The sequence below is a fragment of the Thermus tengchongensis genome, assembly GCF_021462405.1.
In the GTDB taxonomy this organism is placed as follows: Bacteria; Deinococcota; Deinococci; order Deinococcales; family Thermaceae; genus Thermus; species Thermus tengchongensis.
Genome location: NZ_JAKEDU010000001.1, coordinates 382,493 through 396,199, shown reverse-complemented (window position 1 = coordinate 396,199; position 13,707 = coordinate 382,493). Strand labels below are relative to the sequence as shown.

The 13,707-nt window shown below is 65.5% G+C and carries 14 protein-coding genes; 12 read left to right on the top strand and 2 right to left on the bottom strand.

The features are described 5' to 3' along the window. Window positions 1-229: 229 nt before the first annotated feature. The 5 genes from L1087_RS02010 to L1087_RS01990 all read left to right on the top strand — a co-directional run bounded on the left by L1087_RS02010 (window position 230) and on the right by L1087_RS01990 (window position 3,457). Window positions 230-724, top strand: a complete 495-nt coding sequence (locus tag L1087_RS02010) for a S24 family peptidase (protein ID WP_234557380.1) — start codon at window positions 230-232, stop codon at window positions 722-724. A gap of 546 nt (window positions 725-1,270) precedes the next feature. Further along, window positions 1,271-1,546 (top strand): hypothetical protein, encoded by a 276-nt coding sequence (locus L1087_RS02005; protein ID WP_234557377.1) that lies wholly within the window; start codon window positions 1,271-1,273, stop codon window positions 1,544-1,546. Window position 1,547: 1 nt separating this feature from the next. Beyond that, window positions 1,548-2,021: a hypothetical protein gene (locus tag L1087_RS02000; RefSeq protein ID WP_234557375.1), complete on the top strand. Its 474-nt coding sequence runs from the start codon at window positions 1,548-1,550 to the stop codon at window positions 2,019-2,021. After that, a complete protein-coding gene (locus tag L1087_RS01995; RefSeq protein WP_234557373.1) occupies window positions 1,981-2,340 on the top strand; it encodes a hypothetical protein in 360 nt (119 codons plus the stop codon). The genes L1087_RS02000 and L1087_RS01995 overlap by 41 nt, the downstream gene beginning before the upstream one ends. Beyond that, complete coding sequence (locus L1087_RS01990; RefSeq protein WP_234557372.1) at window positions 2,330-3,457, top strand: tyrosine-type recombinase/integrase; 1,128 nt, start codon at window positions 2,330-2,332, stop codon at window positions 3,455-3,457. The genes L1087_RS01995 and L1087_RS01990 overlap by 11 nt, the downstream gene beginning before the upstream one ends. 127 nt (window positions 3,458-3,584) lie before the next feature. Here L1087_RS01990 and surE read toward each other — a convergent pair whose 3' ends face one another. Beyond that, entirely contained in the window at window positions 3,585-4,241 is a 657-nt protein-coding gene (gene surE, locus L1087_RS01985) for a 5'/3'-nucleotidase SurE (protein ID WP_234557371.1), read from the bottom strand. Between the two features lie 196 nt (window positions 4,242-4,437). On the opposite strand from surE, the gene L1087_RS01980 reads away from it, so the two are divergent. From L1087_RS01980 to gcvPB, 7 genes are all read left to right on the top strand, one after another. Beyond that, window positions 4,438-6,168: an NAD-dependent malic enzyme gene (locus L1087_RS01980; RefSeq protein WP_234557370.1), complete on the top strand. Its 1,731-nt coding sequence runs from the start codon at window positions 4,438-4,440 to the stop codon at window positions 6,166-6,168. 4 nt (window positions 6,169-6,172) lie between these two features. Next, window positions 6,173-7,054 (top strand): DNA double-strand break repair nuclease NurA, encoded by an 882-nt coding sequence (locus L1087_RS01975; RefSeq protein ID WP_234557369.1) that lies wholly within the window; start codon window positions 6,173-6,175, stop codon window positions 7,052-7,054. 3 nt (window positions 7,055-7,057) lie between these two features. Further along, on the top strand, window positions 7,058-8,782 hold the full coding sequence (locus L1087_RS01970; RefSeq protein WP_234557368.1) for an ATP-binding protein: 1,725 nt from the start codon (window positions 7,058-7,060) through the stop codon (window positions 8,780-8,782). Window positions 8,783-8,890: 108 nt separating this feature from the next. Continuing rightward, window positions 8,891-9,940, top strand: a complete 1,050-nt coding sequence (gcvT, locus tag L1087_RS01965; protein WP_234557367.1) for a glycine cleavage system aminomethyltransferase GcvT — start codon at window positions 8,891-8,893, stop codon at window positions 9,938-9,940. An 18-nt stretch (window positions 9,941-9,958) separates the two neighbouring features. Next, the gene (gene gcvH, locus L1087_RS01960) at window positions 9,959-10,345 is read left to right on the top strand and encodes a glycine cleavage system protein GcvH (RefSeq protein WP_038043050.1); all 387 of its coding nucleotides are present in this window, start codon (window positions 9,959-9,961) and stop codon (window positions 10,343-10,345) included. Window positions 10,346-10,462: 117 nt separating this feature from the next. Further along, the gene (gene gcvPA / locus L1087_RS01955; protein WP_038043049.1) at window positions 10,463-11,779 is read left to right on the top strand and encodes an aminomethyl-transferring glycine dehydrogenase subunit GcvPA; all 1,317 of its coding nucleotides are present in this window, start codon (window positions 10,463-10,465) and stop codon (window positions 11,777-11,779) included. Continuing rightward, window positions 11,776-13,200: an aminomethyl-transferring glycine dehydrogenase subunit GcvPB gene (gene gcvPB / locus L1087_RS01950; RefSeq protein WP_234557366.1), complete on the top strand. Its 1,425-nt coding sequence runs from the start codon at window positions 11,776-11,778 to the stop codon at window positions 13,198-13,200. The genes gcvPA and gcvPB overlap by 4 nt, the downstream gene beginning before the upstream one ends. A 52-nt stretch (window positions 13,201-13,252) precedes the next feature. On the opposite strand, the gene L1087_RS01945 is transcribed toward gcvPB, so the two are convergent. Beyond that, on the bottom strand, window positions 13,253-13,693 hold the full coding sequence (locus tag L1087_RS01945; RefSeq protein WP_038047360.1) for a rhodanese-like domain-containing protein: 441 nt from the start codon (window positions 13,691-13,693) through the stop codon (window positions 13,253-13,255). Window positions 13,694-13,707 lie beyond the last annotated feature (14 nt).

Here is a 13,707-nt window from a genome sequence, read left to right as displayed (position 1 = left end):
ACCTGTAGTTATTGCCTCATTACCCTAAGTGGTAAGGGGTTTTATGGTGGCCGTTAAAGACCCGGCGGAAGCGATCAAGGCCCGCTTAAAGACTTTAGGGATTTCCCAAGCCTCTTTTTCCACTAAGGTTGGGAAGAGCCCAAGCTGGGCAGCAACCCGCTTTTTGCCAAACGTTGAGAACGCTATACGCTACCTTGCCTATAAGGAGCCTGCCACTTTAGACCGCATTTTGGCCACTCTCCGCTGGACCCCCGAAGAGTTTGCTGAAGCTACGGGCCTGGAGGTCCCCTCCATCTACACCCAGCCCAAGCGAGGCGGAGACGCTAAGCCCGTCTCGCCAGATGAGATTGAGCTTGTCCCGGTCATCGGCTCTGCCTCGGGGGGCCGCCCCTGGCCCACGGTGGAGCACATCCCCATCACTAAGCGCTGGCTTCGCCCGGGGAGCATCGTCTTCCGGGTAGAAGGGGACAGCATGGACAACGGGGAAGAAGGTGGCATCCGGGATGGGGACTACGTCCTGGTGGACCAGAACCTCAAGGAGTTTAGGGAGGGGAAGGTCTTCCTGGTGGAGATCATAGGGGACGGCCTTACCGTCAAGCGGGCCCGCCGCACCAAGAGCGGTTGGGTTCTCGCCTCGGACAACCCCAAGGGCCCCATCCTCACCCCAGATGAAGCGAAGATCGTGGGGGAGGTTTACCGGGTAATCAGCATTAGGGAGGTGTGAGTATGAGGGTGCTTTTCGGCCTTCTGTTAGGAGCCTACATTTTCACCGCTTGCTCCCCCGTTACCGTCACTCTTCCCGATTTTGAGCCCCCTACTGCTGGGCCTGCTTGCCTTGGCGCTTATCTTCAAGACCATCAAAATCCCAGGGGAGCAAAAATCGTTTCCCTGCAAAGTGGAGGCCCCCTATATTTGGCGCGTGTTCGTGAGGGGGATGTCATAGTAGCAATCAACGGAGTTCCAACCCCCTTTGTGAGCTCTGTCCGTTACGAGCTTTCACGGTATGTTCCGGGCGATGTTGTTGTTGTCCGCCACGCTCGTGAAAGGCTGTACGGCTTGTATTGGGACTATTACGAATCCCCTACACGCCTTGGACAACAAAGACCTGACGGGACCTGTGTTGTTAGGTGAAAAGCAGGAAGGTACCCCATGCCTGACCAACAAACCCCACCCCCCCAGCGCTTCTCCATCTCGGACCCCTACCGGGCCGTGCCTCTTTACGTGAGCGGCATGACCGTAAGCCGCCATAGGAAGTAAAAGGAGGTTTGGTATGAGTGAAAAGCCCGACCTTCCGGAGCAGATTTACATCCCCCCTGATAGGGTAACACCGGTTTACGTGAGCGGCGTGGTCATCAACCAAAACCTTGAGCTAAAGATCCTCACTTTAGGTCTCTTGTCCGGGATGCCCCTTCCTAAGGGAAACAGCACGAGTGAGCATGCCATGCACTTGACCCTTACAGGGGCTTATGCTTTTACCCCTCCGCAGGCAAAGTTTTTGTACGAAACTCTGAAGCAGTTTCTGCAAGCTGTGGGGGAGGAGGTTTAGGATGCCAAGCGCCATCACTTCGCAAAGGATTTGGGAGGAGCAAATACGCACTACCTTCTTCCCTCCACCAAAAAAAATCCCTGTGCGCTATTTTGAGGAGACTCAAAGGGGCCTCTTCGCTCTGCTCTTGAGGACTATCCCTGAGGAAAATGTTCAGGTGATTCTTGTCAGGCTCCAGAAGGAAAGGGAAGATGACCTCAGGGTGGAGCGTCAGGCCGTACAAGAACTCATCCAGGGGCTTGAGAGGTTCCGGGAGGAAGGCCTCATCACCCGCTTTGAGGAACCGCAGGTAAGGAAGGGGTACATCCTTCTCTACGCTTACCATCCTCCGGAGCGCTACACCTACGAGGAGCTAGAACCCATCTACGACCTTGCCCTGGATGTGGAGGAAAAGTACGGGTTGGAAGACATCACCGTCATTCTCCTGAGCGAAGATGCCCCACCTGAACCAGCACAAAGCCCAGGCCATCCATAACGAGACCCTGGCCCTCACTTTGGCAGGTGGAACCTACAAGGATTGGGCGGTCACGGCCTTTTTTTACGCTTCCTACCATCAGGCGAGGGCCTACCTGATCCACCGGGGCATTAACGATGAGCCGGAAGACCACCAAGAGGTCAAGTCCCTCCTCAAAAGGGCTGGGGTAGCAAGGAAGCATAGGAAGGCTTACAACCACCTCCTCAGCCTCAGCTTTGAGGTCCGCTACAAGTGTCCGGACCCTAATAGCTTGCAGAAGTACCTTCAGGAGGCCCAAAGCATTTGGGCGAACCTGAGAAGGGCTTGGCATGTCCCGTAGAGGCAAAGGTGAAGGCAGCATCTTCCAGCGCAAGGACGGGCGCTGGGCGGGCTTCGTCACGGTGGGCTACGGGCCGGATGGGCGGCAGAAGAAGAAGTGGGTGTATGGCCGCACCCGCCGGGAGGTGGCGGAAAAGTTAGCCCGCCTCCTGCCCAAGGCGGGCTACGCCGTGGTGCAGGACCCGGGCCGCCTCCGCCTCGGGGACTGGCTGCGCCACTGGGCGGACCACCGGGCCAAGAGCAAGGGCTTGAGGCCGGCCACCCTGAACACCTACCGCCACTACCTTCAGCTCCTGGAGCCCCTGGCCTCTACCCCCCTGCCCCGCCTGAACCCCCTCGCCATCCAGGCCCTCTTTGCGGAGCTGGCAGAGCGGGGGCTTTCCCCCTCGGTCCGCCGCCACGCCTACCAGTTCCTCAAGGCCGCCTTACGGGACGCGGTGAGGGCGGGCCTCCTGGAACGGAACCCCGTGGAGGCCGTGGACCCGCCCCCCTCGGGCCAGGTGCGCCCTGCCCGGGCCTGGAGTGCGGGGGAGGCGGCCCAGTTCCTGAAGGCCGCGGAGGGGCACCGCCTTTACCCCATGCTTGCCCTCATGCTGGCCACCGGTCTCCGGATAGGGGAGGCCCTGGCCCTCCGCTGGGAGGACTGGGAGGGGGATCGCCTCTGGATCCGCCACACCCTCCGCCGGGACGGCACCCTGGGGCCCACCAAGACCCCCAGGTCCCAGGGCTACCTCTACCTGGACCCCCGGACGCAGGCTCTCCTGGCGGAACACCGCCTGGCCCAGGAGGAGGAGAAGGCGGTGGCCCGCCGGTGGGAGGAGCACGGGCTCATCTTCCCCTCCGAGGTGGGGACCCCCCTGGGCTACCGCTCCTTCCTCCGCACCTGGAAGGGGCTGGTGCAGAAGGCCGGCGTGCCCTACGTTTCCCCCCACGGCCTCCGGCACACCTACACCTCCCTGGCCTTCCGGGCCGGCCTGAGCCCCAAGGAGGTGGCGGAGCGGCTACGGCATGCGGACCCTGCCCTGGCCCTCCGGGTCTACCAGCACCTCCAGGAGGAGGACCGCCGCCGGGCCGCCCTCGGGCTTGACACCTTATTACACCTAGAGGCTTCGGATTAGGGTGTACCAAAGCGCTTAACCTAGCACTACCCGGAAGGGATTTTTCCGCTAGGGGAGACTAAAAGCTACCAGGCCGTTCTGGAGCACATAACCGTCGCCTTCGGCTCACACGCGAGAGGTCGTAGGTTCAAGTCCTACGCCGCCCACCAGGGTGGGGAGGAAAAAACCCGGGACACTCCCGGGTTTTCTGTTGTTCACCCCAATGCGTTGGTTTGGCCCTTGGCTTGATCCAGGCTAAGTAGCCCTGCATAGGCTTTGCCCCACTTCCCTCTCCAGGCGCTCCTGCAGCTTCCTCAACGCCTCCTCCACCCCTCGCCTCACCTCCTCCACGCTCCCGTAGCACCGCCGCAGCCACAACCACCCCTTCACCCGCCGCCTGAGGTCCCGCCGGGCTGTGGCCCGGTCCAGGCTTAGGTGGTGGGCGATGCGGGGTGCCCTGCCTGGCGGCGGCTACGGTGCCCGAGTGCCAGATCTCGTGGCCCAGGTTGCTCCCCAGGTTGATGCCGGAAAGGACCTGGTCCACGGGGCCGAAGAAGCGGAGGCCCAGGGCCACGCAGTCGGCGGGGGTACCCCGCACCCGGTAGGCGGGAAAGTGGGGGCCCGGCAAAGGGTATGGGTGGGGGAGGGCCCGCACGGGGTGGGCGATGGTGATGGCGTGGCCCACCCCGCTTTGCTCCACGTCCGGAGCCGCCACGAAGACCTCGCCAAAGCGGCTTGCCGCCTCTGCCAAAGCCCAAAGCCCGGGGCTGAAGAGGCCGTCGTCGTCGTTTACCAGGATGTGCATGCCCCCACTAAGGGGCCACTGTCAGCGGACCACCAGCAGGAGGCGGGTTTCCTTTGGGCGTCCGTCCTGGTCCCTCCCACCCGTTGGGGTGCCCCGGCCTCCCCTTGCAGGTGCGGGGAGGGCCAACCCCTCTTTACATCGCGCTCAGGACGTTTCTACCCTAGCCTTGCCGCTTTGGTGGTGGAAGAATAGGGCTATGCCGGTTAGCCGCTATTACGATGTCAAACGGGACGAACGAGGCGAGCGCTACCTGGAGCCCTACGTTTCCGGTTTTCTTTTGCTTCGGCTTCCCCTTCTCAACAAGGGCACGGCCTTCACGGAGGAGGAGCGGAGAGCCTTGGGCCTCGAGGGCCTCCTCCCCCCCCACGTGAACACCCTGGAGGAGCAAAAGGAGCGGGTTTACCGCCGCTACCGCCTGATCCAGAGCCCCTTGGAGAAGCACATCTACCTCCGCCACCTTCAGGACCGCAACGAGGTGCTCTTCTACGCCCTCTTGGTGGACCACCTGGAGGAGATGCTTCCCATCCTCTACACCCCCACGGTGGGGGAGGCGGTGCGGGAGTTCTCCCACATCTACCGCTACCCCCGGGGCTTCACCGCCAGCACCAGAAACATCGGCCACATCGAGGAGGCCCTGGCCAACGTTCCCCTGGAGGAGGTCCGCCTCATCGTGGCCACGGACTCCTCCGCCATCCTGGGCATCGGGGACCAGGGGTACGGGGGCATGGCCATCGCCATCGGCAAGCTCACCCTCTACACCGCCGCAGGGGGGGTGGGGCCGGACAAGACCCTGCCCGTGGAGCTGGATGTGGGCACCGACCGGGAAGACCTCCTGGCCGACCCCCTCTACCTGGGGGTGCGGCACAAGCGCCTGAGGGGGGAAGAGTACTACCGCTTCCTGGACCGGTTCGTGGAGGCGGTGCGCAAGCGCTACCCCAAGGCCCTAATCCAATGGGAGGACTTTGCCAAGGAGACGGCCTTCGCCGTTTTGGAGCGTTACCGCAAGGTGATACCCTCCTTCAATGACGACATCCAGGGGACAGGAGCGGTGGCTTTGGCAGGGGTGCTCTCCGCCTGCCGTCTGAAGGGGGAGAAGCTTTCCGAGCAGGTGATCGTGATTTATGGGGCGGGCGCCGGGGGTATCGGGGTGGCTTGGGCCCTGCGGGAGGGCATGAAGCGGGAAGGCCTTTCCGAGGAGGAAGCTCGGGCCCGGGTGCTGGTGCTGGACTCCAAGGGGCTTTTGGTGGAGGGGCGGAGCATGGAGGACTACAAGCGTCCTTACGCCCAGCGGCCCGAGCGCCTTGCGGGCTGGGAGTTCTCCGGTCCCTACCCTGGCCTTCTGGAGACCATCCGCAACGCCAAGGCCACCGTCCTCCTGGGCCTTTCCGGTCAGGGAGGGAGCTTCACCGAGCCTGTGGCCAAGGCCATGTTGGCCTTTAGCGAGCGCCCCGTCATCTTTCCCCTCTCCAACCCTACCTCGGCCTCCGAGGCCCTGCCCGACGACCTCATCTATTGGACGGAGGGCCGGGCTTTGGTGGCGGCGGGGAGCCCCTTCCCCCCGGTGGGGTACATGGGGCGCACCATCCCCATCGGCCAGGGGAACAACGCCTTCATCTTCCCGGGCCTAGGCCTTGGGGCGGTTTTGGCCCGGGCCCGGGAGGTCACGGACGGCATGGTCCTGGAGGCGGCCTACGCCCTTTACGACTACACCAAGGCCCACTTCCCAGACCTCCTTTACCCGCCGGTGGCTCGCCTGCGGGAGGTTTCCCCCTACGTGGCGGCCCGGGTCATGCAGGAGGCCCTCGAGGACGGGGTGGCCGAGGAGGAGCGGGTAAAGGGGCTTTCCTTCAAGGGGCTCATGGAGTTCGTGCGCTCCCGCTTCTGGGAGCCCAAGTACCTGCCCTACCGCCCGGCCCCGGTAATCTAGGGGCATGGCCTGGCGGCTTTACGCCCTGGACCTCCCCTGGCAGGAGGCCGAAGAGGCCCTTCTCCGGGGGAGCGAGCCCGAGGCCTTCCACCTCCTGGAGGAGTCCTGGGAGGCCAGGACCGCTCCTCCCCAACCCTGGCCCGAGCCTCTCTACTTCCTAGACGGGCGGGAGCGGGCCGAGGCCCTGATCTCCGACGGGGAGCGGCTTGCCCTCCTGGGGTGCGTGGCCGCAGGGACGGTGGTGTGGGAGGGGGGAAGGATGCGGCTTCTTCCCCCTGTGGTGCGCCGGGTGGGGGTTGGCTTGGAGAAGCCCTTGGCCGTGGGGGAGCTGGCCTACGAACCCGTGTCCGCGGTGGGGGAGGGCCTCGAGGGTCTGCAGGAGGGCTTGCGCCAAGCCCGGGCTGGCCTGGAGCAGGAACTGGCCAAGGAGCTAGTGGGGGGGCTCTTGGTGGTGGACGGGCCGGTGCGCGCGGTGCGGGAAGGCCCGGTGCTGGGCTACATCAAGACCCACTGGGCCCGGTACCTGCCCAAGGAGGAGGAGGCCCTCCTCCGCGCCCTGGCCCCAGGGGAGCGCACCCCGGCCTTTCGGGTGCGCAGGCAGGGGATGGAGCTCGCCAGCTGGTACCTGCGCCTGCCCCTGCCCCCGGAGGGGGTGCGCCCGCCGGAAAGCGGGCTTTTGCGGGTGGAAACCCCGCTACAGGGGGATTTCGGCGCCCTGGCGGACCTATCCTTAAGCCTCTTCCCCGCCTTGGCCTCTCACCCGGTGAAAGACCCCCGGGCTCCGCAGAACCTCCTGCCCGTGGGGGGGCTGGAGCGGGAGCTGGCCCGAAGGATGGGAAGCCGCGAGGTGGTGGCCCGCATGCTGGCCAGGCATCTTGGGAGGTGAAGGGTGGAGCGGATCGGCGTGGTGCTGGGAAGCCGGGAGGCCACCCCCCTGGAGTTCTGGGTGGGGGTGGAGGGGGAGGGGCTTTTGCGCCTGGACGACCTGGTGGTGGTGGAGGGATACCACCCCAAGGTGGGCCAGGTGCGCTACTTCGGCATGGTGGACCACGTGGCCAAGGCCCACGAGGGGGAGAACTTTGACACGGACACCTTTTTGGCGGTGGAGGGCAAGATCCCCGTTTCCCTGGCCTACGTGGCCCACGTGAGCGTGACCCGCATCCTGCCCGAGGAGTTTTTCCCCCCAGACCCTGGCTCCCCCGTCTACCTGGCGCAAGGGGGGGACTTGGAGCTTGCCCTCTACTACGAGGCCATGAGGAACCAGAGGGGGAGCACCAAGCTCCCGGCAGGGCTTCTCAAGAACGGGGAGGTGGCCTACCTCAACCTGGAGTTCCTGAACGGGGTCAAAGGGGGCCACGTCAACATCTCCGGCATCAGCGGGGTGGCGGCCAAGACCAGCTACGCCACCTTTCTCCTCAAGAGCCTCCTGGAAAGCGGCGTGCTGGAGGATGCCCACCAGGCCAAGGTGCTCCTCTTCAACGTGAAGGGGGAAGACCTCTTCTTCCTGGACAAGACCAACGCCCGCCTCACGGAGGAGGCCCGGAAGGAGTACGCCCGGCTGGGCCTGCCCGCCACCCCCTTCGGGAGCGTGGCCTTCCTGGCCCCGCCCAAGAAGGAGGGGTACCTGCCGGACGTGGACACCCGGCTGGAGGGGGTGCGGGCCTACCACTGGGACCTGGTGCAGTTCGCCCAAAGGGGCCTCCTCCCCTTCCTCTTCGCCGACAAGGGGGCGCTTACCAACCTGGGCTTCTTGGTGGTCCACGTGGCGGAGAAGCTCAGGCGGCTGGCGGAGAAGCAGAAGGGCCCGGCCCTTTTGGTGGAGGACTGGCCCGGGGAAGACCTGCCGGAGGGGATCACCTTCGACGCCCTGGGCCGGGTGCGCCTCCAGAGCTTTGCCGAGCTGGTGCGCTACCTGGAGTTCAAGCTCCTGGGCCCGGAAAGCGGGGAAGGGGAGGGAGACCGGGGTTGGACCGCCCGGCAGGCCCGAGGGACCCTCGAGGCCTTCGTGCGGCGCCTGCGCGCCAGCGTGGAAAACGTGGGCCACCTCCTCCGGGGCGACCGCCCCGGCAACCCCCCGGACCCCCTAAAAGGGGAGCAGGTGCACGTGGTGGACTTGGCCAAGCTCCACCCCCAGGCGCAGATGTTCGTGGTGGGCGCTTTGCTCAAGGACCTCTTTGAGCGCAAGGAGCGGGGCCAGTACCGGGGCCGGGTCTTCATCGTCTTGGACGAGCTCAACAAGTACGCCCCCCGGGACGAGGAGAGCCCCATCAAGGACGTCCTCCTGGACATCGCCGAGCGCGGCCGCTCCTTGGGGGTGATCCTCATCGGGGCGCAGCAGACGGCTAGCGAGGTGGAGCGCAGGGTGGTGGGCAACGCCGCCATCCGGGTAGTGGGCCGCCTGGACGCCGCCGAGGCCGAGCGGCCCGAGTACCGCTACCTTCCCGCCTCCTTCCGCCAACGGGCTCTGATCCTGCCCCAGGGGATGGTGATCCTTTCCCAGCCCGAGATCCCCGTGCCCCTCCTGGTGCGCTTTCCCTTCCCCGCCTGGGCCACCAAGCGGGAGGAGGTCCTGGAGGACAACTCCGCCGAGGCCCTGAGGCGGGAGCTTTTCTGAAGTTGAGCGGCTAGGAACGGGTGGGCCTGGGGGGAAGCGCAGGGAACCCCGTGCGGAGGCTTTTTGTCCCCAGCGCATCCCCCGTGTTGGGGGTAAGATGGCCTTGCCATGAAGAAGACCCCACTCTATGAAGCCCACCTGCGCCACGGGGGGCGCATGGTGGAGTTCGCGGGCTACGCGCTGCCGGTGCAGTACACCTCCATCCGCGAGGAGCACCTTTCGGTGCGCCGGGGTGCAGGGCTATTTGACGTGAGCCACATGGGGGAGTTCCTCATCCGGGGCCCCGAGGCCCTGGCCTTCCTCCAGTGGGCCACAGCCAACGACGCCGCCAAGCTAAAGGTAGGCCGGGCCCAGTACTCCATGCTCCCCAACGCCCGAGGGGGCGTGGTGGACGACATCTACCTGTACCGGCTCGCCGAGGAGGAGTACCTCATGGTGGTGAACGCCGCCAACATCGCCAAGGACTGGGCGCACCTTAAGAAGCTCTCCCAGGGCTTTGCCGTGGAGCTTGCCGACATCTCCGAGGAAACCGCCCTCTTGGCCTTGCAGGGTCCGAAGGCGGCTTCCCTTCTCCAGGGCCTGACGGATACGGACCTTTCCCAAAAGCGGAAGAATGATGTGTTCACCGCCCAGGTGGCCGGTAGGCCCGCCCGGCTGGCCCGCACCGGGTACACGGGGGAGGATGGCTTTGAGCTCTTCCTGGCTCCCGAGGATGCCGAGGCGGTTTTTGAAGCCCTTTTGGCGGCGGGAGCGACCCCGGCGGGCCTGGGGGCCCGGGACACCCTGAGGCTGGAGGCTGGGTTTCCCCTCTACGGCCACGAGCTAACCGACGACACCAACCCCCTGTGCACCCCCTGGGCCTGGGTGGTGAAGAAGGAGAAGGAGTTCCACGGCAAGGAGGCGATGCTGGCTAGGCCGTGCGCTGAGAAGCTCGTTGGTCTGGTGCTGGAGGCGGGGATTCCCCGGGAGGGGTATAGGGTGTACTCCGGCGACCGGGCGGTGGGCCGGGTAACCAGCGGGGGTTATTCTCCCCTTTTGGAAAAGGGCATCGCCTTGGCCTACGTGGAGAAAGAGGCGCAAGAGCCCTTCTTCGTGGAGGTTCGGGGCCGCAAGGCGGGGGCTTCCCTTAGCCCGTTGCCCTTTGTGCCGCTAAAATAGCGGGGGTTAGGAGGCGCTATGGACATACCCAAGGACCGCTTTTACACCAAGACCCACGAGTGGGCCCTGCCCGAGGGGGACACGGTTTTGGTGGGCATCACCGACTACGCCCAGGACGCTTTGGGGGACGTGGTCTATGTGGAGCTCCCCGAGGTGGGGCGGAAGGTGGAGAAAGGGGAGGCGGTGGCGGTGGTGGAGAGCGTGAAGACCGCCTCCGACATCTACGCCCCCGTGGCCGGGGAGGTGGTGGAGGTGAACGCCGCCTTGGAGAAGACCCCGGAGCTCATCAACCAGGACCCCTACGGGGAGGGCTGGATCTTCCGCATCCGTCCCTTGGACATGGGGCACCTGGACGACCTTCTGGATGCCGCTGGCTACCAGGAGGTTTTGGAGAGCGAAGGATAAGGCGGCCGGTATGGCGAGCTTTGGGCTTTGGGGTGCCCGGATGCCCTTAGCTGGGCGGCAGAGCCCTTATGTGGCCCCGGGTCAAATGGCCCGGGGGTTTTGTTTAAGGATGATCCTATGGACTACACGCCCCATACCGAAGAAGAGATCCAAGCCATGCTGGAACGGGTGGGGGCCGGAAGCCTCGAGGACCTCTACCGGCACCTGCCAAAGGAGGTTTTGAACCCCGAGATTTCCCTGCCCGAGCCCTTGCCGGAGTGGGCGGTGCTGGAGGAGCTCAAGCGGCTTGCAGGGAAAAACAAACCGGCCTTTAAGGCCTTTTTGGGGGGTGGGGTTCGTGGCCACCACACCCCCCCCGTGGTCCAGGCCTTGGCGAGCCGGGGGGAGTTCCTGACCGCCTACACCCCCTACCAGCCGGAGGTGAGCCAAGGGGTTTTGCAGGCCACCTTTGAGTACCAGACCATGATCGCCGAGCTCACGGGCCTCGAGGTGGCCAACGCCTCCATGTACGACGGGGCCACGGCCTTGGCCGAGGGGGTGCTCTTGGCCCTTAGGGAAACGGGGCGGATGGAGGTCTGGGTGTCCCAAGGGGTCCACCCGGAGTACCGGCAGGTGCTCCTCACCTACCTGGAAGCGGTGGGGGCTTCCCTCCGCACCCTGCCCCTGGAGGGCGGGCGGACCCCGGCGGTGGAGGTGCCCGAGGGGGTAGGGGCGGTGGTGGCCCAGAACCCCAACTTCCTGGGGGCCTTAGAGGACCTGGCCCCCCTGGCGGAAGCCGCCCACCGGGCGGGAGCCCTCTTGGTGGCGGTGGCCGATCCCCTCTCCTTGGGGGTGCTGAAGCCCCCGGGGGCCTACGGAGCGGACATCGCCGTGGGGGACGGGCAGACCCTGGGCCTGCCCATGGGCTTTGGCGGTCCCCACTTCGGCTACCTGGCCACCAAGAAGGCCTTCGTGCGGCAAATGCCGGGGCGGCTGGTCTCGGAGACGGTGGACGCCGAGGGCAAGCGGGGCTATATCCTCACCCTCCAGGCCCGGGAGCAGTACATCCGCCGGGCCAAGGCCAAGAGCAACATCACCACCAACGCCCAGCTCACCGCCCTCATGGGGGCCATGTACCTGGCGGCCTTGGGGCCCGAAGGGCTCAAGGAGGTGGCCCTAAGCGGGGTGGCCATGGCCCACCGCCTCTGGGAGCTTCTTTTGGAGATCCCGGGGGTGGAGCCTTTCACCCCAAAGCCCTTCTTCAACGAGTTTGTTCTCAGGCTTCCCAAGGAACCCCAGACGGTGCGGGAAGCCCTGGCGGCAAGGGGCTTCCATGCCGCCACCCCGGTGCCGAAGGAGTACGGGGAGAACCTCGCCCTCTTTGCCGCCACGGAGCTCCACCGGGAGGAGGACCTTTTGGCCCTGCAAGCGGCCATGCGGGAGGTGTTGGCATGAGCTACCCCCTGATCTTTGAGCGAAGCCGTCCGGGAAGGCGGGGCCTGAGGCTAGTGAAGGAGACGCCTGAGGCCACCCGCTACATCCCGGAGAAGTTCTTGCGCAAGGACCCACCCCGGCTTCCCGAGGTGGACGAGCTCACCCTGGTGCGCCACTACACGGGGCTCTCCCGCCGCCAGGTGGGGGTGGACACCACCTTCTACCCCTTGGGGAGCTGCACCATGAAGTACAACCCCAAGCTCCACGAGGAGGCCGCGAGGCTTTTCGCCGACCTCCACCCCTACCAGGACCCCAGCACGGCCCAAGGGGCCCTGGAGCTCATGTGGGAGCTTGGGGAGTACCTGAAGGCCCTTACCGGCATGGACGCCATCACCCTGGAGCCCGCGGCCGGGGCCCACGGGGAGCTTACCGGGATCCTCATCATCCGCGCCTACCACCAGGACCGGGGGGAGGGTAAGACCCGCAGGCTTGTCCTGGTGCCCGACTCCGCCCACGGCTCCAACCCGGCCACCGCCAGCATGGCGGGTTATCAGGTGAAGGAGGTGCCCTCCGGGCCCGACGGGGAGGTGGACCTCGAGGCCCTGAAGCGGGAGCTCGGCCCCCACGTGGCCGCCATCATGCTCACCAACCCCAACACCCTGGGCCTCTTTGAAAGGCGCATCCTGGAGATCTCCCGCCTGGCCAAGGAGGCGGGGGTGCAGCTCTACTACGACGGGGCCAACCTGAACGCCGTCATGGGCTGGGCCCGCCCCGGGGACATGGGCTTTGATGTGGTGCACCTGAACCTCCACAAGACCTTCACCGTGCCCCACGGGGGCGGGGGGCCGGGCTCGGGTCCCGTGGGGGTGAAGGCCCACCTGGCCCCCTACCTGCCCGTGCCCACGGTGGAACGGGGCGAGGAGGGCTTCTACCTGAACTTTGACCTGCCCAAGAGCATCGGCCGGGTGCGGAGCTTCCACGGCAACTTTCTGGCCCTGGTGCGGGCCTGGGCCTACATCCGCACCCTGGGGCTTCCTGGCCTCAAGAAGGCCGCGGCCCTTTCCGTCCTCAACGCCCGTTACCTGAAGGAGCTCCTGAAGGCAAAGGGCTACCGGGTGCCCTACGACGGGCCTTGCATGCACGAGTTCGTGGCCCAGCCCCCCCAGGGCTTCCGCGCCTTGGACCTGGCCAAAGGGCTTTTGGAGCTTGGCTTCCACCCGCCCACGGTCTACTTCCCCCTGATCGTCAAGGAGGCCCTCATGGTGGAGCCCACGGAGACCGAGAGCAAGGAGACCCTCGAGGCCTTCGCCGAGGCCCTGGGAGAGCTCCTGAAAAAGCCTAAAGAGTGGCTGGAGCACGCGCCCTACTCCACCCCCGTGCGCCGCTTGGACGAGCTTTTGGCCAACAAGCACCCCAGGCTCACCTACTTTGATGAAGGCTAGGGGGTAAAGGGTTCAGGGCGGGGCCCTAAGGCCCCGCCCTTGGCTTCAAGCCCTACTTCTCCACGGGCAGGTTAGCCCCGGTCCAGGCCTTGTACCCGCCCAGGATGCTCTTCACGTTGTAGCCCTGGCCCTTCAGGAAGACCAAGGCCATGGCCCCGCGGTGCCCGATGCCGCAGTAGACGATGATGGGCTTACCCTTAGGGAGCTCGCCCACCTTCTTGGGCAGGTCGCGGATGGGGATGTTCACCGCCCCCGGGATGCGGCCATCCTTGTACTCCGAGGGCTCCCGCACGTCCAAGACGAAGACGTCCAGGGTGTCCATCATCTGCTTGGCCGCGGCGGGCTGGATGCCGTAGAAGTCCGCGGGCAGGGTGGTGAGGAAGTTGCCCAGCTCCCGTACCGTGAGGGCGGAGAAGGTGGTCGTGGTGGCCTGGGCCAAAACCGGAAGGACCAGCAAGAGACCTAGCCAAGCGAGCTTCTTCATGCCTTTCATCGCACACCTCCTTT